The following is a 25177-nucleotide window of genomic DNA, read 5'->3' as shown; positions in this document are numbered from 1 at the left end:
GCGGTCAGGCGGCCGACTCGCCGCCGCCCAGGTACAGGGTCTTGACCATGGGGTCGGCCTCCACCTCCGCGGCCGTCCCGGACAGGCCGACGCGGCCCCGCTCCAGGACGTAGGCGCGGTCGGCCAGCCGGAGGGCGATGAGCGCCAGCTGCTCCACCAGCAGCACCGAGATGCCGCGCTCGGAGTGCAGCCGCTTGATGTAGGAGAACAGCTCGGCGGCCTTCAGCGGCGCCAGGCCGAGGGACGGCTCGTCCAGCACGAGCAGCTTCGGCTCGCTCATCAGCGCCCGCGCGACGGCGAGCATCTGGGCCTCCCCGCCGGACAGGGTGCCGCCGGCCTGGTCGCGGCGCTCGGCGAGGCGCGGGAACAGCTCCAGCACCTCGTCCATGAGCCGCTGGGTCCGGGCCCGGCTGCGCCGCAGCGCGAACCCGCCGAGCTGGAGGTTCTCCAGCACCGTGTGGTCGGGGAAGATCCGCCGCCCCTCTGGGACGTGCCCGATCCCGAGGCCGGCGCGGCGCCACCCGGGGACCCGGGTGATGTCCCGCCCGGCGAACGCCACCGTCCCGGCGGACGGCTTCAGCAGGCCGGACAGCACCTTCAGCGTCGTGCTCTTGCCGGCGCCGTTCGGGCCGAGCAGGACCACGAACTCGCCCTCCCCGACCGTCACGGCGACGTCGTCCAGGACCCGGACGCCGCCGTAGCCCGCCCGGATCCCGGTCATCTCCAGCAGCGCGGTCATGTCAGGTCCTCCACCAGGTCGGAGCGCCCGAGGTACGCGTCCAGCACCGCGGGGTCGGAGCGGACCTCGGCGGGCGCCCCGCAGGCGATCACCTTGCCGCTGTCGATGACGGTGACGCGGTCGCAGACGTCCATCAGGAAGTCCATGTTGTGCTCGATGAGCACCACCGCGAGGCCGTGGTCGCGGAACGCCCGGCACAGCCGCGCGAGCGCCTCGATCTCGGCGGGGACGAGCCCGGTGGCGGGCTCGTCGAGGATGAGCACGCGCGGGCTCGACGCCACCGCCCGGACGACCTCCAGCAGCCGCTTCTGGCCGTGCGACAGGGACCCGGCGAGCTGCGCCGACCGGCCCGACAGCCCGGCGAACGCCAGCAGCTGGGCGGCCTCCGCGCGGGACTCGGCCTCGCGGCGCCGGTAGCCCGGCAGCCGCAGCACCGCCGACGGCAGCCCGTACCGCTCGCGGCGGCGCATCCCGGCGAGGACGTTGTCGAGGACGGTCTGCTGCTCGAACAGGTGCGGGATCTGGAACACCCGCGTGACGCCGCGCTCGGCGACCTCGAAGGGGCGGTCCGGGGCCGGCTCGCCGCAGACCAGCACCTCCCCCGCGTCCAGCCGGTGGAAGCGGGTGAGGCAGGCGACAGTGGTCGACTTCCCCGACCCGTTCGGCCCGATGATGCCGTGGACGGTCCCGGCGGCGACGGAGACGTCCACGCCGTCCACCGCCTTGACGCCGCCGAAGTGCTTGACGAGCCCGCGCCCCTCCAGCGCGGGGACGTCCGGGTCGGCGGCGGGCGGCAGCACCGACGCGGGCAGGTTCCCGGACGGCTCGCTGTCCTCGCCCTCGGGCGGGCGGCCGAACCGGCCGCCCCGCCAGGTGCCGACGATGCCGCGCGGGACGAGCATCATCGCGAGCAGCAGGGTGCAGCCGAGGAACAGCGTGGTGTACCGGGCGTAGTCCTTGATCAGCTCGACCACGGCGGCGATGATCGCGACGCCGATCACCGGGCCGGCCAGCGTGCCGATGCCGCCGAGGAACAGGCCGACGAAGAACACCAGGCCGTTGTCCAGGATGCCGACGTCGGGGTTGATGAAGCCGAGCTGCAGCGCGTACAGGCCGCCGGAGAGGCCGGCGATCGCGCCGGCGACGGTGAACACCAGGATCTTGGTGCGGGTCGGGCGGATGCCCATGGCCGCGGCGGTGTCCGGGCTCTCCTTGACCGCCATGACCGCCCGGCCGACGCCGCTGCGCATCAGGTTGCGCTGCAGGACGTAGACCACGACCAGCGCGCCGAGCGTGACGTAGTAGAACGGGACCTTGCCGAGGCCGCCGGGGGCGACCCCGACGATGCCGTTGACGCCGCCGGTGACCGACTCCCACGCCTTCCCGCCCTCCACCGCGATCAGGTTCGCGGCGAGCGTGATCATGCCGAAGTACAGGTAGGTGGCGCGCAGGCTGATGACCAGGACGAGCGCGGAGAACACCGCGCCGAGCAGCATGGCCAGCGCGACGCCCGCGAGCCACGGCAGCCCCGCCTCGACGGTGGTGTAGGCGACGGCGTACCCGCCGATCAGCTGCATGCCGGTGTGCATCATCGACAGCAGGCCGCCGTACCCCATCGAGAGGTTCAGCGAGATCGTCAGGATCGCGCTGATCGCCGCCGCGGCGACCAGCCCGTTGTAGTACGAGGCGTTGTAGCTGTAGAAGTCGGTGATCGCGGGCCAGGCGAGCAGGACCGCGGCGGCCGCCGCGGTCAGCAGCGCGGGAAGGCCCCGCCGCAGGACGTCGTGTGCACCCTTCATCAGTGCGCCTCCATCGGCTTGCCGAACAGCCCGGACGGGAACGCCACGAGGATCAGCGCCAGCAGCCCGAAGACGACGAAGTCCCCGGTCGTGGCGCCGGCGAGGTTGCGGACCACCGCGTCCAGCAGGCCGACGATCAGGCCGCCGGCCAGCGCGCCGCGCGGCGAGCCGACCCCGCCGATCACCGCGGCGATGAACCCCTTGATGGTGAACATCAGCCCGGAGGCCGGGCCGATGAACAGCAGCGGCGCGGCCAGCACGCCCGCGAAGGCGCAGATCACCGCGGCGATCACGAAGCTGAGCAGGACGACCCGGCGGACCGGGATGCCCATGATCACGGCGGCGTCGGCGTCGTGCGAGGCCGCCCGGATGGCGCGCCCGTAGGCGGTGCGCCGCAGGAACAGGTCGTAGCCGGCCATCACGGCGAGCGCGACGCCGATGGTGAGCAGCTGCTGCCAGGCGAGCCGCTGCCCGAACACCTCCAGGTGGCCGGGGGCCAGGGCGCGCGGGCGCAGCGCGTCCACGTCGAAGTAGCGCAGCGTGAACAGCGCCTGGAAGATCATCGCCGCGGCGAGGGTGGCGATGATCCAGGCGTACCGGGACCCGGACAGCCGCACCGGCAGCATGATCATCCGCTCGCTGAGCAGGCCCATGGCCGCGCCGAGCACGAGCGTGGCCAGCAGCGCCGCGGGCCACCCCCACTGCCACAGCGCGACCACCTGGTAGCTGACGGCCGCGCCGAGCACGACCGGCTCGCCCTGGGCGAAGTTCAGCACCCGGGTGGGCTGGAAGACGATCGCCAGCGCCAGCGCGACCAGCGCGTACACCGACCCGGCGAACAGGCCGTCGAGCCAGACCTGCGCGCTCACGACGGGCTGATCTCCGTCGTGTACCAGCCCTTGCCGTCCTTGTTCCACTGGTACAGGTGCACCTGGTGGTAGAACTCGTGGCTCGGGCCGGGCTTGATGGCGTTGCCGGACGGGGTCTTGTCCGCCGGGACGTCCAGCGCCTCGATCGCGGCGGCGAGCTTGGCGGCGTCGGTGCTCTTGGTGGACTTCACGGCCTGCTCGAAGGCGAACAGGCAGTCGGCGGTGATGGCCGCGCCCTTCGGCGACTGCGCGCCGCTCTTCGGCCCGACGTTCTTGCCGTACTTCTGCTCGATCGCCTCGGTGTGCGTCCGGTATCCGGGCATCCACTCCGACCGGGACTTGCGGGTCGGGTACTCGTACAGCGCGGCGGGGAACACCGCACCCTTGGCCGCGTCCCCGGCCGCCTCGATGAAGGAGATGTTCTGCATGCCGGACCCGGCGCCCACGATCTTGCCCTTGTAGCCGGCCTGCGCGGCCGCCGCCATCGTCTTGGCGCCGCCGACGCTGCTGGAGATCATGATCGCGCCGGCGTCCCCGAACTTCTCGACGTAGGCGCGGTGGCTCTGGTCGTCGGCCCGGCTGACCTGCCAGCCGAGGTACTCGATGCCCGCCTCGGGCAGCAGCTTCTTCATCAGCGCGTCGGTGTTCTTGCCGGTGTCGTCGCCCTCGTAGACCAGGCCGAGGGAGGTGACGCCCTCCTGCTTCAGCCAGCTCACGACCATCCGGCCGTCGAGGTCGAAGGGGTCCTGCGAGCGGAAGCCGTACTTGAGGTCGGCGAAGCTGCCCGTGGAGACGGCGGGCTGGCAGTTGAGCTTCCCGCTCTTCTCGTAGGTGCCCTTGGCCGCGTCGTAGAACGCGGTCAGCGACGGGCCGATGACGAGCTTGACGGCGTCGTTGCCGGCCATCTCGTTGGCCGCCTGGACGGCCTTGCCCGGGTCGAGGCCCGAGTCGCGGGTGACGAGCTTCAGCTGCGAGCCGTCCAGCCCGCCCGCCTTGTTGATCCGCTCGATCTCGATCGTCAGGGAGTTCTGCTGGGAGATGCCGAGAACCGCGAAGGGACCGCTCATGGGCGAGATCAGCCCGATCTGGATCTCCGGTTTGTCACCCGCGGCCTTGCCCGAGCATCCGGTCGCGGTCACGGCGAGGGCCGCCAGCCCCGCGGCGACCGTGACGACTGATCTGCGCATGTGCACCTCCGCCAGGATGTTCCTGTTATCGGAACGCGGTTCCGTGACGTTGGACGCTATAAAGGCCCGCGCGGCAGTGTCAATAGGTCTGACTTTTTCGCTCATGACGTTTTTGTTACGCGGTGAGCTGCCGGAACACGGCCGGATGCCGCGCCCGCCGGCCGGCGGGCGCGGCACGGTGCGCCGCGCGCCGTCGCGGCTAATCGGAAACGTGCCCCATCAGAGCGGAAAGCCGTCCGGTCGCCGCGAGCAGCGCCCGGGCGCAGGCGTCCGCCTCGCCGCGGAACCGCTCCACGGGCCCGCACACGCTCACCACCGCCGCCGGGAGGCCGTGGTGGTCGAAGACGGGCGCGGCGACGGAGGCCGCGCCCGACTGGCGCTCGGCGAACGAGCGGGCGTGGCCGCGCCGCCGGATCTCCGCCAGCTCCCGGCGGAGCGCGTCCGGGTCGACGACCGTCCGGTCGGTGAGCCGGCTGAGATGGTCGCCGGCGAGGTACTCCTCGATGCGCGCCGCGGGCAGGAAGGCCAGGAACGCCTTCGACGAGGCGCCCGCGTGCAGTGGGAACGGGACGCCGAGCGACACCGACATGATCACCTCCCGGTCGGGGGTCACCTGGTCGACGTACACGCGCTCCGCGCCCGCCCGGGTCGACAGCGTCGCCGTCTCCCGGGTGGCCCGCGACAGCCCGGCCAACTCGGGCGCCGCCAGCCGGCGCACGTCGATGTGGTCGAGATAGGCCAGGCCGAGCCGCATCGCGGTCAGCCCGAGCGCGTACCGGCGGGTCTGCTCGTCCACCCGGACCAGCCGGCGGCTGCGCAGCGAGGTGAGGATCCGGTGGACGGCGGGCTTGGAGAGCCCGAGCGCGTCGGCGATCTCGGTGACCCCGAGCGTCGGGGCGCCCGCCTCGGCGAACAGCACCAGCACGTCCGCCGCCCGCTCCACCGTCGAGGCCGACTGCCCGGCCCGCTCGGCGGCGGCGCGGACGCCGGTCTCCCGGGACATCAGCGCCGTCCCGCTCAGCCGCGGCGCAGCCCGACGGGCACCGGCGGATCGGTGACGATCCGCGTGTCCAGGAACTCCCACCAGTCGTCCTGGGTGACGCGCTCGCCCTCCCAGTCGGCGTCGGCCTTCAGCCCGCCGAGCGCGGCGCGGTAGGCGCCCCACGCGGCCTCGTCCTCGAACGCCGCCCAGTTCTCCAGCGTGTAGACGTCGCCGATCACGCTGTAGTACCAGCGCACCTCCCTGACCATGGGGAGGTCGCGGTAGAACCAGCGCTCGCGGTCCTCCAGCCACGCCCAGAACTCCTTCTGGTTGCGCCGGGACCGCTCGCTGAGCTTCATCCGGTAGACGAGGTAGATCATGCGATGCCTCCTCATGTTCCGCTGTGCGTAACATCGTCACATAGGTTGTGGTGGGGACATCTTGCAACAGCTTTCCGCTAAATGGAACAGCCCGGCCGGACGAGGATCCGGCCGGGGCGTCCGGCCGGGAGCGGCTCACCGGGCCCGAACGCGGCCCAGCGCGGGCCGTCCGCGCCCGCCGGCCACAGCACGCGGACCGGCGAGCCGAAGCGCGCGGGCGCCCGCTCGTACAGCCGCGCCTCCCGGTCCCCTCCCGTGCGCAGCGGCAGCCCCGCCTCCGGAACGGGCACCGACAGCAGCGGCACCCGGCCGCCGGACGGGTCGGCCGGCGCGGCGCCCTCGCCCTCGGTCCAGGCCGGGACGCCGGAGAACCAGGCCAGCGCCAGCGCGCCTCCGCCGCTCACGGACGCGCGGCGGGTGACACCGGGCGCGATCCAGCCGCGGTCGCCCCGCTCGTAGGCCACGCCGGAGACGGTGAGGGCGCCGTCGAGGACGACGAACTCCTCGCCGCAGGCGTAGTGGCCCGGCCCCGGCCGGAGCCAGCCGGGCGGGAAGCGGACGAGCGAGGTGGACGACCCGTCCGCCGGGTCGACCTCCAGCCGGAGCAGCCCCACGGGCTCGTTCGACCCCGGGATCGTGAACGCCTTCCAGGGGAGCCCGGGGCGGGCCGGGTCCGCGTCGGCGAGGTGCAGGGGCATGAGCCTCTCCCATCGCTGTTTCTATTCTCGGAACAGTGTTTCAGATAGCATGCGCCGCGTCACCGGTCCCGACCCCAGGGAGTCACCATGCTCACCAGCCCCCGGTACGCCGTGCTCGGATGCCACGACCTCCCCGCCGCCGCGGGCTTCCTGTCCGTCCTCGGCTTCCGGGAGCGGCGCCGCGGCGTCCTCGGCCGGGACGCGGCGGCGGCCCTGTACGGGCTGTCCGGGCCGGCCGAGGAGGTGCTCTACCTCCCCGAGGGCGCCGGCGCCGGGGGCCTCGTGCTCGTCGCCGCCCCCGAGGGCGGCACCGGGATCGCCTCCGGCGGCTACGCCGTCGACGTCTACACGCGCGACATCGAGGCGAGCGTCGCGGAACTCACCGCGGCCGGCGGCGCCCCCTCCCCCGTCGCCCGGTGGGAGCTCGGCGGGCGGCCCTTCGCCGAATGCGGCCTCGTCGGCCCCGGCGGCATCCGGGTCGTCCTCGTCGAGGGCAGCTCCCGCCGCGCGAGCCTGCTGGACGCCGACGGCGAGCGGCGGCACTCCGAACTGCAGGCCGCCGTCCACCTCGCCCACGGGTGCGACGCCGGGTTCTGGACGGGCCTCGGCCTGCGGACGCTCTACTCGCAGCGGCTGGTGAACCCGGCCGTGGCCGCGCTGATCGGCATCGACCGGCCGGACGCCGAGATCGTCCTCGACCTGTTCTGGGACGGGCACGGCGCCCGGCTGGAACTGATCAGCTTCCCGGGCCTGGAACTGCCCGCCGGCGACGAGGCGTTCACCTCCGGCATGCGCGCGGGCGTCTTCCCGGTCGCCGACCTGGACGCCGCCCACGCCCTGCTCACCGCGGCCGGCGCGCGCACGGGCGCCATCGTGGACAGCCCGCTGCGCGGCGGCCGCGCGTTCACCGCCACCTCCCCCGACGGCGTCCACCTCGAACTCTGGACGGCCTGACCGCAGCGCCGCGAACGGCCCCGCGCGGCGCGCACCCGCGACCGCGTCAGGCGCGGGGCTCGTACAGCGTCACGCTGACGCCGTTCGGCGTGGTGACCGACGCCGCGGCGGCCTTGCCGTGCAGCGGGTCGTCGGTCTCCACGGGCGCGGCGGACACCACCGCGCCGCCCGTCCGGCGGACGCTCTCCAGCGCGGCGCCGAGGTCGCGCGTGCGGACCGTCCAGCCGCTGTGCCCGAGCGAGCGGCCGGGGCGCTGGGCCGGGCGCCGGTCGACCCGGTGCTCCCCCTCGGCGGAGGTGACCTCGATGCGGGCCGTCCGCTCCCCGGCGAGGAACGCCAGCCGCATGCGGGTGCCCGGCGGCAGGCCCGCGACCGTGTCGAAGCCCGGCGAGGAGAAGACCACGTCGTACCAGACGGACATGCCGAGGCCGTCCGGCCCCCAGAACGCCACCTCAGCGCCGGCGTCGGGGACGTGGCACACCACCGAGGTCAGCTCGGTGTAGGGGCGCCCCGGGTCGGCCTCCCAGGCGGCCGTCCCCCGGATCGCGGCGGGCTGGACGAACACGACCGCGGTGCCGTCGGGCGCGGGGCACACGCCCTGCGTGACCTGGACCTCCCGGTCCCCCACGGCGACGCCGTAGGTGGCGGGCGGCGTCGACCACGCGATGCCGTCCGCGGCGAACCGGGCGTGCGCGGCCGCGATGTCGGCGGCGTACACGTCGATGCCGATCAGGCCGTCGTCGAGGTTGTGCGGGCGCGCGGCGGGCGCGAGCGGCTCCGGCACGCGGACCAGGTGGATCCGGCCGGTGCCGGCGCCCGCCGCGGCGAGCGCCATGGCCTCGACGTCGGCGGGCCCGGTGCCCCACAGGGCGTCCGCGGCCGCCGCGCCGACGGTGCCCCGCGCGGCGACCTCGTAGCCGAGGCGTCCGCCGAAGAACTCCAGGTGCGGGCCGAAGTCGGACACGCCGATGACCGCACCGGTGATGCCCTCGACCAGGGCCGGTCCGTGCTCGCTCATCCGAGATCCCTTCGTGTTCCAAACTGCGGAATGCTGTTCCAATTCAGTGGAGGTTGACGCTAGGCTCGCGGGCGGCGGGCTGTCAACGCCCGCCGCACCGTCCCCCGCCCACGCGTCCGACCAGGAGGAGCCCATGCGCGCCGGAGTCCCGGGCATGCCCATCAACCGCCAGCACCTCGGCGAGTGGCGGGGTGAGTACGTCCACCTCGACGCCGGCGGGACGATCGTCGACCGGCACGCCTCGCACCTGAAGTGCTGGGTCCCCGAGGACGGCTCGTACGACATCCGCCAGATCAACACCTACACCTGGCCGGACGGGCGGGTGGAGGCGCTGGAGTTCGGCGGGCGCATGCGGGGCGACGTCTGCCACTTCGACAACGACCGGATCATCGGCGAGATGAGCCAGGTGGACGCCCAGGCCATCGTGCTGACCTGGTCGTACAAGTCCGACCCCGGCAACTACCTCTACGAGCTCATCCAGCTCTCCCGCGACGGGCTGCACAAGTGCCGCACCTGGCACTGGATGGACGGCGACCGCCTGGTCAAGCGGACGATCATCAGCGAGTCCAAGGTCGCCTGACCCGCCCGCCCCGGCGGCCGGGGGCCCGCGCGCCCCGGCCGCCGGACGGCCGGTCAGCCCTCCGCCGCGCCGAGGGGGCGGGCGCCGGCGGGCCACCAGTCGCCCGCGCCGTAGGGGTCGGCGAGCGGCTGCGACCCGTGCTCGTGGACGATGCGCCACCGCCCGCCCTCGTCGCGCAGCAGCCAGGTCATCCGCATCCGGAGCCGGCCGGCGGCGCCGTCCCCGTGCACGTCGTAGTCGATGACGCCGGTGACCTGGCCGAGCGCGGCGGACTCGAACACGTGCGGGCCCTCGATCCACCGGTAGCCGTCGATGCCGACGGGGGCGGCGAAGTAGGCGCGCCAGCCCTGCTCGATCCGGTCGCCGCCGCGCGTCGTCCAGCGGGGGCCCTCGGGGAAGACGTAGGCGTCGGGCGCGCCGGAGAAGGCGTCGAGGACGGCGTCGAGATCGCGGTCGACGACCGCCTGGAGCATGGCCTCGGTCGCTTCGAGCGGGGACTTCATCGCTGGTTCCTTCCTGTTCGGGGACCGTGGGCGTGTTTCATCTCATAATGTGGAACCGGGGTTCCCCGCGGGGCACCGGCGTCGCCACGTAGTGGAACGGCATTACACTGGTCGAAACCGCGTGCACGCTCGCGTCCATCAGCCATGCCGACCCACGGGGACCGGGAAGGAACCACCTCCATGACCAGCACCGCGCAGCCGAGCGAGCTCTCCCCCCGCGCCGAGGAGCGCGCGGGGACGGGCCAGACCATCGCCACGGTGGAGCGCGCGGCCGACGTCCTGATGTACTTCGCGGAGCAGCGGGCGGCGACCCTCGGCGTCACCGAGGTGGCCACCGCGCTCGGCCTGTCCAAGGCCGCGGTGCACCGCATCCTCACGTCGCTGCGCGGCCACGGGCTGATCGAGCTGGACGAGGCGACCCGGCGCTACTCCCTCGGGATCGGCGCGATGAAGCTCGGCATGGCCTACCTGGAGCGGATCGACGTGCGGACCGTCGCCCGGCCCGAGCTGACCGCGCTGTCGGAGCGCACGATGGAGACCGCGACGCTGTCGGTCCGGTCCGGCTGGACGCGCTCCTACATCGACCAGGTGACCCCGCGCCGGGAGCTGATCATGTCGGTGACGCTCGGCGTGCCCTACCCGCTGCACGCCGGGGCGTCCTCGAAGGCGTTCCTGGCCTTCCTGTCCGACGAGGAGATCGACCACTACCTCGCCCAGCCCGCGCTGGAGCAGTTCACCCCGGCCACCCTCGCCACCCCGCCGCGGCTGCGCCGCGAGATCGAGGAGATCCGCGCCCGCGGCTACGCCTCCTCGATCGCGGAGCGGCAGCCGGGCGCGGCGTCCGTCGCCGCGCCGATCCTCGACCAGAACGACCGGCCGATCGCCGTGATGAGCGTCAGCGGCCCGATCGACCGGTTCCGCGAGGAGACCGAGTTCTGCGCCTCGGCCCTGCTGCAGACGGTGCGGCGGCTGTCCGAGCGCTTCGGCCACCGCTCCGCCTGAGCCCGCCGCCGGTCCGCCGCGCCCCTGGGAGTCGCGCCGCATTCAGTACGCCGTCGATCCGGGCTTGACCACGCCGAGCAGGGCGGCCACCACGACCAGCGTCCAGATCACGAGGACGTACGGGATGCTGCCCTGGACGGCGCCGCGGATGTCGCGCTCCACCGCCGGGTCGCTGCCCTTGGCGAGCAGCGTCCCCCAGGCGGCGCCGAACGGCTTCAGCTTCACCCGGATCATCAGCCCGGCGGCGATGCACAGCGCGTAGGCGGCGACCTTCCCGGCCAGCCACTTCGGGTTGGACGTCACACCGAACGGCTCCTCGGCGAGGAAGGTGTAGCCGGCCGCGCCGAGCAGTCCGGCGATCAGCGCGCCGCGCACGACCAGGTCGGTGCGGTGCACCAGGTCGCCGTACCGGCCGGGCCGGCGCCGGTAGTCGGCGACGACCAGCCACAGCCAGACCAGCGCGAGGGCCCAGACGACGGCGAGCCGCCAGCCGCCGAAGACGTCGCGGCCGAGCTCGTCGGCCGCCATCAGCGTGATGCCGCTCGGCAGGAACAGCACCAGGCAGATCCGCGGGGACATGTCGACCACGTGCATGATCTTCACCGCGACGCCGCGCGCCTCGGTGGACAGCTCGGGCTTGAGGATGAATCGGCTGGAGTAGAAGACGCCGAGGTCGCCGCCGAGCCAGTAGGCGAACAGGACGATGTGGAGCAGGATCGCCCAGCTGTGCAGCGTCCATCCGTGGGTGCCGATCACGGGGCCTCCGTCAAGGGGAAAGGTCAGACTATTATCTGTACCATCATTCCGGTTTCAATGGAACGGCGTTACAGTCGTCGGAACAGATTCCGGGAGGTTGGGATGGCTCGACAGATCGGCGTGCGGGACCCGCGCACCGGGCGCACCGACGGGACGCTCCGCTGCGCCGACGCCGCCGAGGTGGCCGCGGCGGCGGGCCGGGCCCGCGCGGCGCAGCCCGGCTGGCTCGCGCTCGGCACCGCCGGGCGGGTGGCGGCGCTGCGCGCGCTGCGGGACGCGATCGCCGAACGGGACGGCGCGATGACGGCGGCGCTCGTCCGCGACACCGGGCGCCTCCAGGTGTCGCGGCTGGAGACCGACAGCGTCCTCGCCTCCCTGGACCGCTGGTGCGAGCGCGCCCCCGGGCTGCTCGACGCCGCCGGCCCGGACCCCGTGCCGACCTCGATGCCGGGCATCGGCCTCCGGCAGGCGCCGCTGCCCTACCCGCTCGTCGGCGCGATCAGCCCGTGGAACTTCCCGCTGCTGCTGGCGATGATCGACGCCGTGCCCGCGCTGCTCGCCGGCTCGGCGGTGCTGCTCAAGCCGAGCGAGATCACCCCGCGGTTCGCCTCCGTCCTGCGCGAGTGCGCCGCCGCGGTGCCCGCGCTGGACGGCGTCCTCACCGTGGTCGACGGCGACGGCGCCACCGGCGCGGCCGTCGTCGACGCCGTCGACCTGGTCTGCTTCACCGGCAGCGTGCGGACCGGCCGCGCCGTGGGCGCCGCCGCGGCGGCCCGGTTCATCCCGGCGTTCCTGGAGCTCGGCGGCAAGGACCCGGCCATCGTCTGCGCGGACGCCGACCTCGACCGCGCCGCCCAGGCGATCCTCTACGGCGGGACGGTCAACACCGGCCACTCGTGCATGTCGATCGAACGGGTGTACGCGGCCGCGCCCGTGTTCGAGGAGTTCGTCGGCCTGCTGGTGGCGCGGGCCCGCAAGGTCGGCCTGGCCTACCCGGAGGTGACCGACGGGGAGCTCGGGCCGATCATCTCCGCCGACCAGGTGGGGATCATCCGCGAGCATCTCGGGGACGCGGTCGCGCGCGGCGCGTCCGTCCGGTGCGGCGGGGAGATCCGCGTGCTCGGCGGCGGCGCCTACCTGGAGCCCACGGTCCTCACCGGCGTCGACCACACCATGAAGGTCATGCGGGAGGAGACGTTCGGGCCCGTCCTGCCGGTCATGCCGTTCGCGGACGCCGACGAGGCGGTCCGGCTGGCGAACGACAGCGCCTACGGGCTGTCGGCCGCCGTGTTCGCGGGCACCACCGAGGCCGCCCTGGCGGTCGGCGAGCGGCTGGAGGCGGGCGGCGTCAGCGTCAACGACGCGTCGCTGACCGGCTTCGTGCAGGACGGGGAGAAGAACGCCTTCAAGTCCTCGGGGCTCGGCGGCTCGCGGATGGGCCCCGCGTCGATCCGCCGGTTCCAGCGGCAGCGCTCCTTCCTGATCCGCTCCCCCGAGGACCGGGCGCCCTGGTGGTTCGACTGACACGGGTGGTTCGGCTGACACGGGTGGTTCGACGGCTGGGTCAGCGCACCTCGATCTCGACGCCCGCCGGTCCGCGCACCGCCGCGGCGCCGAGACGCTCGGCGCCGGCGGCCTCCAGGCCCCGCAGCGCCGCCGCGGGGTCCTCGGAGGCGAACACCAGCCGGCGCAGCCCCAGCGGGCCCCCGGACCGGTCCTTCGCGTCCACGCCGGTGAACGACATGATCTCCAGGCGGGCGGGCGCGTGGTCCGGCGGGACGAGGAACGTCAGGCGCAGCGCCGCGCCGGGCGGCATGCCGGTCATCCGGTCGAACGGCTCCCCCGACATCTCGCCCGCGAACAGCACCTCCAGGCCCGCGCCGGTGAAGAACGCGACCGCCGCGTCGTGGTCGTCCGGGACGAGCACCGCCGTGTGCAGCTCGCCGTGCAGCCGGTCCGGGTCGCCCTCCAGCGCCGGGCTCGGCCGGTGGCCGGCGGCGGCGCGCGGGATCGTCCACCAGACGCCGTCGGCGCCGAGCGCCACGAACTCGCTCAGCTCGGCCGCGCCGTACGGGTAGGTCACGCGGTCGCGGGACGCGCCCCCGGCGGCGTCGACCGCGGTCGCGGTCCGCTCCAGGTCGCGGGAGTAGATGCCGAGGAGCCGCGGCCCGATGTCCCAGATCCGCGGGGCGGGCTCCGCCGGGGCGTCCGGCGCGGCGACGAGGCGCAGGCGGCCGGTCGGCGCTCCCTCGACGCCGAGCAGGGCCGAGCCCGCGTCCCGCTCCAGCACGTCCATGCCGAAGGCGCGGGTGTGGAAGCCGATGGACGCCGCGAGGTCGCGGGTGGCCACCACGGCCTCGATGACCGCTCCGAGCATGCCTACCTCCATTGGAACGCTGTTCCCGAATTCGCGGACGGGCCTTGCGCCACCCGTCCCGAGACAGCAACATAGACCACAATATTGAAACATCGTTCCTAGAATCGGAACAAGAAGGAGCGGGTGTGCCGTACGACGTCGTCATCATCGGAGCCGGGACCGGCGGCATCCCCTGCGCCGTGGAGGCCGCACGGCACGGCGCCCGGGTCCTGCTCGTGGAGAAGGACGCCCGGATCGGCGGCACCCTGCACACCAGCGGCGGGCACATGTCGGCCGCCGGGACGCGGCGGCAGCGCGAGCGCGGGATCGCCGACTCGGTCGAGCGGCACCTGGCCGACATCGAGCGGATCAGCGGCGGCACCGCCCGCGCCGACCTCGTCGAACTCGCCGCGCGGCACGCGCCCGAGACCATCGACTGGCTCGACGAGCACGGGTTCGACTTCGCCCCCGAGTCGCCCCGGCTCGTCTACGGCCACGAGCCCTACGGCGTCCCGCGCACCTACTACGGCAAGGACGGCGGCCTGTCCATCCTGGCCGTCCTCAAGCGGCTGCTGGACGAGCAGGTCGCCGCGGGACGCGTCGAGCTGTGGCTGGGCAGCACCGCGATCGCCCTCACCGGCGCGCCCGGCGTCACCGTCCTGCGCAACGGGGTCGACGAGGTCGAGGTGACCGCCCCGGCGGTCGTGCTCGCCACCGGCGGCTTCGCCGCCGACCACGAGCTGTTCCAGGAGATCGAGGGCGTCCCCCTGGTCAGCGCCGCGCACCCGACGTCCACCGGGGACGGTCTCGTCATCGCGCGCGAGGCGGGCGCCGCGATCGCCGGGCGCGGGCGGTACCTGCCCACGTTCGGCGGGCTGCCGCACCCCACCACCCCGGGCAAGGCGTACTACGAGGAGCGGCCGCTGCTCGTCGCGACCGAGCGGCTCCCCTGGGAGATCTACGTCGACCGCGCGGGCCGCCGCTTCGTCGCCGAGGACGAGCGGAGCATCGACCGCAAGGAGCGCGCCCTCGCCTCCGCGACCGACGGGACCTTCTGGACGGTCTTCGACGACCGGGCGCGACTCAACTCCGTCCCCATGGTGATCGGCTGGAGCCCCGACGACGTCCTGGCGAAGGCCGGCACCCGCAAGGGCGTCCACAAAGCCGGCACGATCGCCGGGCTGGCCGCCCTCGCCGGCATCGACCCGGCCGGGCTCACCGCCACCGTGGAACGCTACAACGCGGCCGTGGCCGCCGGGCGCGACACCGACTTCGACCGCGCCCACCTGCCCGCGCCCATCGCGGACGGCCCCTTCTTCGCCATGGAGAACCACGGCATCACGCTGATCACCTTCTCCGGCCTGGACGTGGACGAGCGGCTGCGCGTCCGCCGCACCGACGGCACCCCGATGCCCGGCGTGCACGCGCTCGGCGAGCTGATCGGCGCCGCCGCGACCTGCGGCAACAGCTTCTGCGGCGGCATGCTGGTGACCCCGGCCCTGACCTTCGGGCGGCTCCTCGGCCGCCGCCTCGCCACCGGCGGCGGCTGAGGCGGCGCGGCCGTCCGGATCAGGGCGTCCGGGTCAGGGCGCCCGCCAGGACGGGTCGCGGCCGATGAAGCCGAGCAGGCGCGTCTGGACGTCCGCGTCGGCGGGCACCTCGACCCGGGGCCCGTACTGGCCGGACGAGCGGAGCACCTCCTCCATCCCCTCCATGCCGCCGAGGAGCTCGGCGCAGAAGCCGGCGTCGAGCCGGTCGTCCTGGCCGGTGGCCCTGGCCAGGTCCCAGGTGTGCATGAACACGTCGGCGGTGTAGAACCGGTCGATCGCGGGCGCCAGCGGCAGGGTGCCGATGTGCGGGTTGGTGAGCTTGCGGTCCGCCGTCTCCGGGTCGTCCAGCACCGCCTGCACGCCGTCGCAGTGCACCTGCCACGCGGCGACGGGGTCCTCGTCCACCGACGGCCCGGCGGGCAGCCGGACGCCGGCGCCGGAGGCCAGGAACCCGGGGAACCACTCGGTGAGGTGGCGCACCACGTCGCGGGCGGTCCAGCCGGCGACCGGGGACGGCGCGTCCCACGAGCGGGTGCCGCGGACGCGGTCGGTGAACAGCCCGGCGATCTGCCGGTGCCGGTCGGCGGGGAGGTCAGAGAGCGCCATCGGCGATCATCCTCTCCAGCTTGGCGTACCCCTCGTTCACTCCGGTCTCCATGCCGCTGCGCAGCCAGGCGTCGCGGCCCTCGAAGCTGTCGACGAGCGACTGCGCGCGCAGCCGGGTGCGGCCGTCGCCGAGGTCCTCGAACCACAGCGTCTCCAGCGCGACGCCGTCGGGCTCGCCCTCGAAGGTGAAGGTCTGCACGATGCGGCCGGGCCGCACCTCGTGGAAGCAGCCGTGGAACCAGTACTCGTCGTCGCCGCGCGCCGCGGCGTACCGCCAGCTTCCGCCGGTGCGCGCGTCCCACTGGTCGATCCGGGTGTCCATCCCGTCCGGGCCGACCCAGCGGGCGAACAGCTCGGGGTCGGTGTGGGCGCGCAGCAGCTGCTCGGGCGTCGCCGCGAAGTCACGGCTCATCCGTATGATCGGCAGTTTCGGGTCGGCCTCGATGGTCGTCTCGGTGGTCATGCTCGTCCTCCCTCATCCCCTCCAGGACGGCGTCGAGGCGGCGGTAGCGCCGCTCGACGCGGGCCCGGTGGCGCTCGATCCAGGTGTCCATCAGGTCGAGGGCCCCGATCTCCAGGCGTACCCGCCGCGGCTGCGGCCCGGCCGGCCGGCTGACGAGCCCAGCCCCTTCGAGGACCCGCAGGTGCTTGTAGACCGCCTGCAGCGACATCCGGTACGGCTCGGCGAGCTCGCCCACGGTCGCGTCGCCCTCCGAGAGCCGGGCCACGATGTCGCGCCGGGTGGGGTCCGCGAGGGCCGCGAAGACCTGCGACAGCGCGTCCGCGGTCATCGGCCCCTCCGTTTCAACTTGATGGTTTAAAGCCACCGTAGGTCGAGCCCAGGCCCGCCGTCAACCCTTCGGTTGAAAGCCCAGCTCTAACTAGGTGAGAAAGGGCGCGGGCCCTAGCGGGACGCGGCGGTGGCGCGGAGGGCGGCGGCGCGGCCGGCGCGGCGGCCGAAGAAGGAGCCCTCGCCGAGCTGGGTGCCCGAGCAGTAGCCCGCGCCGTCCTGGGCGATGTTGGACGCGCAGGCTCCGGCCGCGTAGAGCCCGGCGATGACCGACCCGTCGGGCCGCCGCACCTCGCCGTCCACGCTGGTGGCCATGCCGCCGAGCGTGAACCCGGCGTACAGGGCGGTGCCGAGGCTCAGGTCGTAGACGCCCCACGGCCCCCGGGTCTGCGGCGCCAGCCAGTCGGGGTGCTTGTGGAAGTCGGGGTCCTCACCGCGCGCGGCGTGCGCGTTGTAGCGGGCCATCGTCGCGGCCAGCGAGCCGGACGGCAGCTTCAGCCCGGCCTCCATCTCCTCGATGGTCTCGTAGCCGTCCTTCAGCGGGACGAGCGGCATCCGCTGCTCCTCCATGTGGTCGCTGTCGGCGATCAGGTACGCCGTCGCGTCCGGCTGCCGGAGCACGAAGTAGGAGGTGCGGGCGTGGTAGCTGTCCTCGGCCACGAACCGCTCACCCCGGTTGTTGACGATCAGCCCCTTGACCAGCGACGACGGCGGGTAGAACGGCGCGGTGATGAAGGGCTCGTCCATGTGCTCCAGCGCGGCCCCGACCGATTGGCCGAGCCTGATCCCGAGCCCGTCGTCGTAGCTGCCGCCCAGCGTGAACAGCTTGCCGCCGAGGGCCGGCGTGTAGGCGGCGACCATGTCGGGGTTCATCACGAACCCGCCGGCCGCGATCACCACGGCGGCGGCTCCGACCACGCCGGTCTCGTCGTACCTGCGCCACGCGACACCGGTGACCGCGCCGTCCTCGGCGGCCACCAGGTTGGTCGCGCCCGTCTCGTAGCGGACCTCGACGCCGGCCTCCTCGACCCGGTCCCGCAGCAGGTCCATCACGATCTTGGTGCCCTCGGTGTCGCCCGGCACCGGCACCTTGTGGCCACGCGGCGCCGGCGGGACCTCGTCGCGGAACGGCCACACCTTCTCGTTGCCGGTGAACATCAGGCCCTCGGTGCCGGGCTGGATCACCGCCTTGCCCGGGAAGTAGGACCGCTCGAACCGGAACCCGAGCGCCTCCAGCCAGTCGAAGTGGGCGACCGACCCCTCGCAGTAGGCCCGGATCTTCTGCTCGTCGGGGTCCTTGGTGCTCGCCGCCAGGTACCGCGCCATCGCCTCGACGGTGTCCTCATGGCCGGTGGCCCGCTGGACGGCCGTGCCGCCGCCGAGGTAGAAGTGGCCGCCCGACATGCTGGACGTGCCGCCGTGCACGGCCGCGCGCTCCAGCAGCAGCACGCGGGCGCCCGAGCGCGCGGCCTCCAGCGCGGCGCAGCCGCCGGCGATTCCGAAGCCGACGACGACCACGTCGAAGCGCTCGGCGCCGCCGGGCAGGTCCGCCGCCGGCAGCACCTGCGGGACGGCCAGTCCCGGAGAGGGGTGTGCGTCCATCGCTCCTCGCCTCGCTCAGCCCTTGTGCGGGATCTGGTTGACGGTGCCGCCGTCGATGACGAACTCCGCTCCGGTGGCGTAGGACGACTCGTCGCTCGCGAGGAACACCACGAACGAGGCGACGTCCTCCGGCTGCCCGGGACGCCCGAGCGGGATCGGGACCATGTCGTCGGGGATGCCCTCGGTGATCGGCGTGCGGATCAGCCCCGGGTGCAGCGAGTTGACCCGGACGCCGTGCGGCGCGAGCTCGACGGCGACCGACTTGGTCAGGCCGCGCAGGCCCCACTTGGAGGCCACGTAGCCGTGCGCCCAGGAGGTGCCGCGCAGCCCCTCGATGGAGGAGTTGTTGATGATCGAGCCGCCGCCGGCCGCGATCAGCGCGTCGGCGGCGGCGCGGATGCCGAGGAACGGGCCGGTCAGGTTGACGTCGATGATCTTCTGCCACTTCTCCAGCGAGAAGCGGGTGATGGCGGCCCCGTTGGCGATGCCCGCGTTGTTGAACAGCACGTTCAGGCGGCCGAACTCGCCGACGGCCGCGGCGACGGCGGCCGTCCAGTCCTCCGGGCTCGTCACGTCGAGGTGCACGTAGCGGCACGCCTCGCCGAGCTCGGCCGCGACGGCGCGGCCCTTCTCGTCGAGGATGTCGCCGATCACGACCCGCGCGCCCTCGGCGACCAGTGCCCGCGCGGCGGCCGCCCCGATGCCGCGCGCGCCGCCGCTGACCAGGGCGACCTTCCCGTCCACACGTCCCATCGCCGGTGTCCTCTCCTCGGTGTGCCTCAGCCGGCCAGCGTCGCCGCGAACACGCCGCGGGCGGTGTTGAAGGGTAGGTCGAGCGGCGTCCGCAGGCCCGGCGGCGCCGCGACGACGTCGGGGATTGCATTGACGATGCGCCCGGCGCCCGCCGCGATCGCCGCGTAGTTGTGGTCGCCGCGCGCGCTGGACGGGCAGACGTCGACGCGGTAGGACGGCTCGCCGGTGATCTCGACCCGGTAGGAGCCGCCGTCCTGCGCGGGCCGGGGCCAGTCGGGGCGCAGGTCGGCGCGCAGCCGGGTGGTGTGGTCGATGACCAGCACCTCCTTGCCGGCGGCGACGCCGGCGATCTGGAACCGCATGGCCGCGACGCCGCCCGCGGGGATGTGCCCGGCGGCCACGTCGAACGCCTCCGGCGCGGGCTCCTGCTCGAACCGCTCGGTGATGTCGTCCAGCTCGAAGCCGAAGCCGCGGGCCAGCATCCGGAGGCTGACGCCCCAGGACGCCGCCAGCATCCCCGGCCTGAACATCTTCGGCAGGTCGCCCACGGGGCGGCCGAAGCCCATGAAGTCGAAGATGACCGGGGCGCCGTCGTAGGTCGCGTAGTCGGCGATCTCCGAGCAGCGCACCCGCTCCACCCGCTGGCAGGTGCTCGCGATCGCGAAGGGCAGCAGGTCGTTGATCCAGCCGGGGTCGACCCCGGTGGCGAACAGGCTCGTCCCGCCGGCGCGGCAGGCGTCCTCGATCGGGGCGATCATGCGGTCCGGCAGCACGCCCCAGGGGTGGATCAGCGGCACCGGCGAGGACGCGACGACGTCGCTGCCCGAGGCGAGGATCCTCCGGAGGTCGTCGAGCGCCTCGAACAGGCGGGTCTCGCCGAGCGCGCAGTAGACGGTGCAGTCCGGACGCAGGGCCAGCGCCGCGTCCAGGTCGGCGGTGGCGGCCACGCCGGTGACCGCGTCCAGGCCCGCGAGGTCCCCGGCGTCCCGCCCGACCTTCTCCGGGTTCGACACGACCAGCCCGGCCAGCTCGAAGCGGGGGTCCTCGATCAGCTGCGACAGGGCGATGCGGCCGACGTTGCCGGTCGCCACATGAAGGACGCGGATGGCCATGGTGCTCCTCGGCGCGGGGCTGGTCAGCTGCCTGGACAGGTGTCCACCCTAGAGCCGGGCCGGGCGGCGCCGCAATGGCGCCGGACGGGAGCCGACTCGACCGGACAGCTGTCCAGTCACTATTCCAGAATTGATAGAACGCGTTCTAGTATGGCGTCCATGCGCAACGGAATCGTGCTCTTCACCTCGGACCGCGGCATCACCCCGGCGGCACTGGCCAAGGCCGCCGAAGAGCGCGGCTTCGACACCTTCTACGTGCCCGAGCACACCCATATCCCGGTCCGCCGGGACGCGCTGCACCCCACCGGCGGCGCGGACCTGCCCGACGACCGCTACACCCGCACCCTCGACCCGTGGGTGTCGCTGGCGACCGCCGCCGCGGTGACCTCCCGGATCGGCCTGGCGACCGCGGTCGCGCTGCCGGTGGAGTCCGACCCGATCACCCTCGCCAAGACGCTCGCGACCCTGGACCACCTGTCCGGCGGCCGGGTGACGGTCGGCGCCGGGTTCGGGTGGAACACCGACGAGCTGGCCGACCACCACGTCCCGGCCGCCAAGCGGCGCACCGTCCTCAAGGAGTACCTGGAGGCGATGCGCGCCCTGTGGACGCAGGAGGAGGCGTCCTACGCCGGCGAGTTCGTGTCGTTCGGCCCGAGCTGGGCCTACCCCAAGCCCCCGCAGGGCCGCATCCCCGTGATCATCGGTGCGGGCGGCGGGCCCAAGACCATGAAGTGGATCGCCCGCCACGCCGACGGCTGGATGACCACCCCGATCGAGACGGACATCGCCGAACGGGTCGCGCTGCTGCGCAAGGAGTGGGACGAGGCGGGCCGCGGCGGCGAGCCCGACGTGCGGATCCTGGTCGCGAAGAACCCCACCCCCGACGACCTCGCCGAGTGGGAGGCCGCCGGCGCCGGCGAACTGATCTGGGGCGTGCCCGACGCCGACGAGGCCGCCGTGCTCACGTATCTGGACAAGACCGCCGCCCGGCTCGGCCTGGCCCAGAGCTGACGACCGACGGGCCCAGAGCTGACGACCAAGGAGACCGGCAGATGACCCCTGCGCCCCCGCCGAGCCGCTACGCCGCCCTGTCCCGGGAGCGGCTCGCGGCCGCCGTCCCCGAGCTGCTGCTGATCGGGCAGCTCATCGACCGCTCGGGGATGGCGTGGTGCATCTCCGCCTTCGGACGGGAGGAGATGGCGCGGATCGCGATCGAGGAGTGGGCGGCCTCAAGCCCGATCTACACCCGCCGGATGCAGCGGGCACTCGGCTACGCCCCCAAGGTCCCCGGCAAGGGCGACGTCCCGACCATCTTCAAGGGCCTCCAGCTCGACATCGGCGCTCCCCCGCAGTTCATGGACTTCCGCTACACGGTCCACGACCGGTGGCACGGCGAGTTCCACCTCGACCATTGCGGCGCCCTCATGGACGTCGAACCCATGGGCGAGGACTTCGTCCGCTCCATGTGCCACGACATCGAGGACCCCACCTTCGACGCGACCGCCGTCGCCACCAACCCCAGGGCGCAGGTGCGTCCGATCCACCGGCCGCCGCGCCTGCCCGCCGACCGGCACCCCCACTGCGCGTGGACGGTCACCATCGACGACGCGCACCCGGAGGCTCGGGGCATCCCCCTGCTGGCCGTCAACGAGCGGTCCCGCGCCGCGACCCTCGAACTCGCGCCGATCGACCTCGCCGGGGACGGCCTCGCCGACTACTCCGGCCCGCTGCTGTCCGACCTGGACTTCGCCGCGTTCTCCCACTCGGCGCTGGCCCGGATCGCCGACGAGGTGTGCCTGCAGATGCACCTGCTCGACCGCGCCTTCGCGCTCGCCGTCGCCGAGCGCGCCGACGGCGCCGACGCGCTGCTGAGGATCCGCCGCAAGCAGCTCGTGGGCATCGCCGGCATCGCCGCCGAACGGCTCGCCCGCGCCCTGGACCTGCCGGGCGACGAGCGGGGCGCGGCCCGCGCCCTCGCCCTGCACCCGCTCCTCAACCCCGCCGCCTACGTCGACGCCGACATCGACGGCGCGGCGGTCGCCGTCCGGCCGTCCCCCGCCCACGAGGACGGCGCCTGGATCTCGCTGTGCGGCCCCGGCTGGACGGACGCGCTCCAGGCCGTGGTCCGCGCCGTGGACCCGCACCTCGACGTCGAGGTCACCGGGGACGGCCCGGGATGGCGGCTGACCGTCGTCCGCCGCGAGGAGCCGGCCCCCGAGGCCGGCGAGGTCGCCGTCGTCCGGTTCAGCACCGGCGCCGGCTTCGCCTTCGAGCCGCGCCGGCCGCTGCCGATCACCCCCGTCTGACCGCGGCGGAGCGTCGGGGGCGGAGGTCAGAAGGGGAACTCGCGGTCCTGGTCGCGGACGGTGACCCACTGCAGCTCGCAGAACTCCTCGGCCGCGAACCCCAGCCCGAACCGGCCCCAGCCGGTGTCCTTGACGCCGCCGAACGGCATCTGCGGCTCGTCGTTGACGGGCTGGTCGTTGACGTGGACGATGCCGACGTCGAGCGCCGCGGCCAGCCGCAGCCCGCGCCGCCGGTCGCCGGTGATGACCGAGGCGACGAGCCCGAAGTCGGAGGCGTTGGCGCGGGCGACGGCCTCCTCGGCGGAGTCGGCCGCCTCCAGCACCACCACGGGGCCGAACGTCTCGCCCTGCGCGATCTCGGCCTCGTCCGGCACGTCGGCGAGCACGGTGGCCGGGTAGCACGGCGGCCGGGGGTCGCCGCCGGCCAGCACGCGGGCGCCGAGCCCGACCGCCTCCTTGACGCGCCGGTCGATGAGCGCGAGCGCCCACTCGTTGATCACCGGGCCCACGACGGTCGCCGGGTCGGACGGGTCGCCCGTCGGCAGCGCCGCGGCCCGGGCGGCGAACCGCTCGGCGAACTCCTCCATCAGCGGGCGCTCGACGTAGACGCGCCTGGCGCACATGCACACCTGCCCCTGGTGCACGAACGCGCCGTAGACGGCGGCGTCCACGGCGTAGCCGAGGTCGGCGTCGCCCGCCACGATGAGCGGGTTCTGCCCGCTGAGCTGGAGCACCACCCGCTTGAGGTGCCGGCCCGCCTTCTCCGCGAGGCGCCGGCCGGTCGGGGTGGAGCCGGTGAAGTTGATCCGCCGGACGAGCGGGCTGGCGAGCAGCGCGTCGCCGATCCCGCCGGCCTCGCCGGGCGCGTGGGTGACGACGTTGAGCACCCCGGCGGGCAGGCCGGCCTCGTGCAGGATCTCCGCCCAGAGCGCGCCGCCGGTGTACGGGGCGTCCTCCGACGGCTTGAGCACCACGGTGTTGCCGAGCGCGAGCGGCCCGACGATGCCCCGCCCGGCGAGGGTGAGCGAGGCGTTCCACGGCGCGATCGCCGCGACCACGCCCACCGGCCGCCGCACGGCCATCGCGCTGGTGCCCTCGACGTCCGACGGCAGCAGCTCCCCCGCCGGGCGGTACGCCAGCTGCGCGGCCTGGCGGAGCAGCCGGACGGCGAAGCCGAGCTGCACGCCACCGAAGACGGCGCCGCAGCCGGTCTCGGCGGCCAGCGCGGCGAGCACCTCGGCGCCGCGCCGCTCCAGGACGTCGGCCGCGCGCAGGAAGACCAGCTGCCGCTCGTGCGGCGGCGTCCGCGCCCACCCGTCGAACGCCGCGCGGGCCGCCGCCACGGCCCGGTCGGCGTCCTCGATGTCGCCGGCGGCGACCTCGCTGAGCGTCTCGCCCGACCACGGGGAGCGGTTCAGGTAGGAGCGCCCGGACGCGGACTCCGCCCACTCCCCGCCGATGAAGTGCCCGACGCGCGGCTTGCGCCAGCCGTTCCCGTTCGGCTCCGCTTCGGCCATGGGGGTCGGTTCTCCTCGCTCGCGTCGTCGCACCGGCCCCAGAAGACTGCCATCCCTGCCGTGATGGTCAAAAACGTTCGGATATATGGAACTTCCGAGCCGTATTCTGACCGCGTGACCGACGACGACTCCCCCCGCAGGCGCGCCCGGCCCGCCGCCGACCCCACGTTCTCCGCGTCGCTGGAGCGCGGGCTGCGCGTCCTGTCCGCCTTCACCGGCAGCCGCTCGGTGCTGGGCATCGCCGACCTCGCCCGGGCCGCGGGGCTGACCAAGAGCACGACGCACCGGTACGTCGCCACGCTGACCAAGCTCGGCTACCTCCAGCAGGACCCGGAGACCAAGAAGTACTCCCTCGGCCCGCGCGCGGTCGACCTCGGGTTCGCGGCGATCGACTCCATGGAGCTGACGAGCCTCGCCGGTCCGCCGCTCCAGGCGCTGGCCGACGAGACCGGCTACACCGCCAGCCTGGGACTGAGCGACGGCCCCGACGTCGTCTACGTCGACCGGCGGCGCAGCGGCCGGCGCAGCGCGCTCGCCATGGACCTCAACCTGCACGTGGGGTCGCGGCTGCCCGCCTACTGCACGTCGATGGGCAAGGTGCTGCTGGCCTACAAGGACGCGGCGGAGCTGCGGCAGCTCCTGGACCGCACCGACATGGCGCGCCGGGGCCCGAAGACGATCACCAACCGGGAGCAGCTCACCGCCGCGCTCGCCCGGGTGCGGCAGAGCGGCGTGGCGGTCAACGACGAGGAGCTCGCGCCGGGCCTGCGCTCGTTCGCGGCACCGGTCCGCGACCGCTCCGGCGCGGTCATCGCGGCGGTCAACGTGGCCGTCCACCTGACCGTCGCGCCCGCGTCGGTCGAGGCCCTCGCCGGACGCGTGGAGCCGCCGCTGCGGCGCGCCGCCGCCGAGATCTCCCGGAGGCTCGGCCATCGCCCCATGTCAGAGCCGCGTTCCAAATAGCAAAGTAGCGTTCGAGCCCTCGGAACAGGCTGTTGCCCCGCAGGTGGGGGGCCCGTACGGTCACGTCAACTTTCCGTCGCCCGGGCCGCGACCCCTCGGCCGCGCGGCGGCCGAGCCAGGTGTTCCCCCGAGCAACCGCGGCGTTCCCGAGCACA

26 protein-coding genes are annotated in these 25177 nt (G+C 73.8%); 8 read left to right on the top strand and 18 right to left on the bottom strand.

The genetic code is table 11. The features are described from left to right. Positions 1-4 precede the first annotated feature (4 nt). From ETD96_RS01855 to ETD96_RS01825, 7 genes are all read right to left on the bottom strand, one after another. Positions 5-739 (bottom strand): ABC transporter ATP-binding protein, encoded by a 735-nt coding sequence (locus ETD96_RS01855; protein WP_138632973.1) that lies wholly within the window; start codon positions 737-739, stop codon positions 5-7. Beyond that, positions 736-2538 (bottom strand): branched-chain amino acid ABC transporter ATP-binding protein/permease, encoded by a 1803-nt coding sequence (locus ETD96_RS01850; protein ID WP_138632970.1) that lies wholly within the window; start codon positions 2536-2538, stop codon positions 736-738. The genes ETD96_RS01855 and ETD96_RS01850 overlap by 4 nt, the downstream gene beginning before the upstream one ends. Further along, positions 2538-3407, bottom strand: a complete 870-nt coding sequence (locus tag ETD96_RS01845; protein WP_171068805.1) for a branched-chain amino acid ABC transporter permease — start codon at positions 3405-3407, stop codon at positions 2538-2540. Before ETD96_RS01845 ends, ETD96_RS01850 begins: the two co-directional genes overlap by 1 nt. Continuing rightward, positions 3404-4594, bottom strand: a complete 1191-nt coding sequence (locus ETD96_RS01840; protein WP_171068804.1) for an ABC transporter substrate-binding protein — start codon at positions 4592-4594, stop codon at positions 3404-3406. The genes ETD96_RS01845 and ETD96_RS01840 overlap by 4 nt, the downstream gene beginning before the upstream one ends. Before the next feature lie 199 nt (positions 4595-4793). Beyond that, a complete protein-coding gene (locus tag ETD96_RS01835; protein ID WP_138632961.1) occupies positions 4794-5597 on the bottom strand; it encodes an IclR family transcriptional regulator in 804 nt (267 codons plus the stop codon). A gap of 14 nt (positions 5598-5611) precedes the next feature. Continuing rightward, complete coding sequence (locus ETD96_RS01830) at positions 5612-5956, bottom strand: hypothetical protein (protein ID WP_205719055.1); 345 nt, start codon at positions 5954-5956, stop codon at positions 5612-5614. Positions 5957-6033: 77 nt separating this feature from the next. Further along, on the bottom strand, positions 6034-6654 hold the full coding sequence (locus ETD96_RS01825; RefSeq protein ID WP_138632955.1) for a cupin domain-containing protein: 621 nt from the start codon (positions 6652-6654) through the stop codon (positions 6034-6036). Positions 6655-6741: 87 nt separating this feature from the next. Between ETD96_RS01825 and ETD96_RS01820 the strand changes: the two genes are divergently transcribed. Beyond that, positions 6742-7608 (top strand): VOC family protein, encoded by an 867-nt coding sequence (locus ETD96_RS01820; protein WP_138632952.1) that lies wholly within the window; start codon positions 6742-6744, stop codon positions 7606-7608. Between the two features lie 46 nt (positions 7609-7654). On the opposite strand, the gene ETD96_RS01815 is transcribed toward ETD96_RS01820, so the two are convergent. Beyond that, the gene (locus ETD96_RS01815; protein ID WP_138632949.1) at positions 7655-8626 is read right to left on the bottom strand and encodes a hypothetical protein; all 972 of its coding nucleotides are present in this window, start codon (positions 8624-8626) and stop codon (positions 7655-7657) included. Between the two features lie 133 nt (positions 8627-8759). On the opposite strand from ETD96_RS01815, the gene ETD96_RS01810 reads away from it, so the two are divergent. Further along, the gene (locus tag ETD96_RS01810) at positions 8760-9206 is read left to right on the top strand and encodes a DUF3598 domain-containing protein (RefSeq protein WP_138632946.1); all 447 of its coding nucleotides are present in this window, start codon (positions 8760-8762) and stop codon (positions 9204-9206) included. A 53-nt stretch (positions 9207-9259) separates the two neighbouring features. On the opposite strand, the gene ETD96_RS01805 is transcribed toward ETD96_RS01810, so the two are convergent. After that, entirely contained in the window at positions 9260-9709 is a 450-nt protein-coding gene (locus tag ETD96_RS01805) for a YybH family protein (RefSeq protein WP_138632943.1), read from the bottom strand. Positions 9710-9889: 180 nt separating this feature from the next. Here ETD96_RS01805 and ETD96_RS01800 point away from each other — a divergent pair, with 180 nt between their 5' ends. Further along, a complete protein-coding gene (locus ETD96_RS01800) occupies positions 9890-10711 on the top strand; it encodes an IclR family transcriptional regulator (protein WP_205719054.1) in 822 nt (273 codons plus the stop codon). 42 nt (positions 10712-10753) lie between these two features. On the opposite strand, the gene ETD96_RS01795 is transcribed toward ETD96_RS01800, so the two are convergent. Then, positions 10754-11467: a hypothetical protein gene (locus ETD96_RS01795; RefSeq protein WP_240807098.1), complete on the bottom strand. Its 714-nt coding sequence runs from the start codon at positions 11465-11467 to the stop codon at positions 10754-10756. Positions 11468-11569: 102 nt separating this feature from the next. Here ETD96_RS01795 and ETD96_RS01790 point away from each other — a divergent pair, with 102 nt between their 5' ends. Continuing rightward, positions 11570-12991, top strand: a complete 1422-nt coding sequence (locus tag ETD96_RS01790) for an aldehyde dehydrogenase family protein (protein ID WP_138632937.1) — start codon at positions 11570-11572, stop codon at positions 12989-12991. A 40-nt stretch (positions 12992-13031) separates the two neighbouring features. On the opposite strand, the gene ETD96_RS01785 is transcribed toward ETD96_RS01790, so the two are convergent. After that, positions 13032-13844: a VOC family protein gene (locus tag ETD96_RS01785; protein WP_138632934.1), complete on the bottom strand. Its 813-nt coding sequence runs from the start codon at positions 13842-13844 to the stop codon at positions 13032-13034. A gap of 125 nt (positions 13845-13969) precedes the next feature. Here ETD96_RS01785 and ETD96_RS01780 point away from each other — a divergent pair, with 125 nt between their 5' ends. Beyond that, positions 13970-15373 carry an FAD-dependent oxidoreductase gene (locus ETD96_RS01780; RefSeq protein ID WP_138632931.1) on the top strand — a complete coding sequence of 468 codons (1404 nt, stop codon included), beginning with the start codon at positions 13970-13972 and terminating at the stop codon, positions 15371-15373. Positions 15374-15406: 33 nt separating this feature from the next. On the opposite strand, the gene ETD96_RS01775 is transcribed toward ETD96_RS01780, so the two are convergent. The 6 genes from ETD96_RS01775 to ETD96_RS01750 form a co-directional block, all read right to left on the bottom strand. After that, complete coding sequence (locus tag ETD96_RS01775) at positions 15407-15979, bottom strand: TIGR03086 family metal-binding protein (RefSeq protein WP_138632928.1); 573 nt, start codon at positions 15977-15979, stop codon at positions 15407-15409. Beyond that, the gene (locus tag ETD96_RS01770) at positions 15966-16442 is read right to left on the bottom strand and encodes an SRPBCC family protein (protein WP_138632925.1); all 477 of its coding nucleotides are present in this window, start codon (positions 16440-16442) and stop codon (positions 15966-15968) included. The genes ETD96_RS01775 and ETD96_RS01770 overlap by 14 nt, the downstream gene beginning before the upstream one ends. Further along, positions 16381-16770 carry an ArsR/SmtB family transcription factor gene (locus ETD96_RS01765; RefSeq protein WP_138632922.1) on the bottom strand — a complete coding sequence of 130 codons (390 nt, stop codon included), beginning with the start codon at positions 16768-16770 and terminating at the stop codon, positions 16381-16383. Before ETD96_RS01765 ends, ETD96_RS01770 begins: the two co-directional genes overlap by 62 nt. 113 nt (positions 16771-16883) lie before the next feature. After that, complete coding sequence (locus ETD96_RS01760) at positions 16884-18371, bottom strand: FAD-binding protein (protein ID WP_138632919.1); 1488 nt, start codon at positions 18369-18371, stop codon at positions 16884-16886. A 15-nt stretch (positions 18372-18386) separates the two neighbouring features. Next, on the bottom strand, positions 18387-19124 hold the full coding sequence (locus ETD96_RS01755) for a glucose 1-dehydrogenase (RefSeq protein ID WP_138632916.1): 738 nt from the start codon (positions 19122-19124) through the stop codon (positions 18387-18389). A 26-nt stretch (positions 19125-19150) separates the two neighbouring features. Next, a complete protein-coding gene (locus tag ETD96_RS01750; RefSeq protein ID WP_138632913.1) occupies positions 19151-20236 on the bottom strand; it encodes an NAD(P)H-dependent amine dehydrogenase family protein in 1086 nt (361 codons plus the stop codon). 159 nt (positions 20237-20395) lie between these two features. On the opposite strand from ETD96_RS01750, the gene ETD96_RS01745 reads away from it, so the two are divergent. Both ETD96_RS01745 and ETD96_RS01740 read left to right on the top strand, forming a co-directional pair. Then, positions 20396-21247 carry an LLM class F420-dependent oxidoreductase gene (locus ETD96_RS01745; protein WP_138632909.1) on the top strand — a complete coding sequence of 284 codons (852 nt, stop codon included), beginning with the start codon at positions 20396-20398 and terminating at the stop codon, positions 21245-21247. Between the two features lie 41 nt (positions 21248-21288). Further along, positions 21289-22542: a hypothetical protein gene (locus tag ETD96_RS01740; RefSeq protein WP_138632906.1), complete on the top strand. Its 1254-nt coding sequence runs from the start codon at positions 21289-21291 to the stop codon at positions 22540-22542. Positions 22543-22568: 26 nt separating this feature from the next. On the opposite strand, the gene ETD96_RS01735 is transcribed toward ETD96_RS01740, so the two are convergent. Beyond that, positions 22569-24059 carry an aldehyde dehydrogenase family protein gene (locus ETD96_RS01735; protein WP_138632902.1) on the bottom strand — a complete coding sequence of 497 codons (1491 nt, stop codon included), beginning with the start codon at positions 24057-24059 and terminating at the stop codon, positions 22569-22571. A gap of 114 nt (positions 24060-24173) precedes the next feature. On the opposite strand from ETD96_RS01735, the gene ETD96_RS01730 reads away from it, so the two are divergent. Beyond that, the gene (locus ETD96_RS01730) at positions 24174-25022 is read left to right on the top strand and encodes an IclR family transcriptional regulator (RefSeq protein WP_240807096.1); all 849 of its coding nucleotides are present in this window, start codon (positions 24174-24176) and stop codon (positions 25020-25022) included. Positions 25023-25177 lie beyond the last annotated feature (155 nt).

Origin of the sequence: Actinomadura geliboluensis (assembly GCF_005889745.1) — a bacterium.
Classification (GTDB): Bacteria; Actinomycetota; Actinomycetes; order Streptosporangiales; family Streptosporangiaceae; genus Spirillospora; species Spirillospora geliboluensis.
Note: the sequence above shows the minus strand (reverse complement) of the source record. Positions and strands in the feature narration are given on the sequence as shown.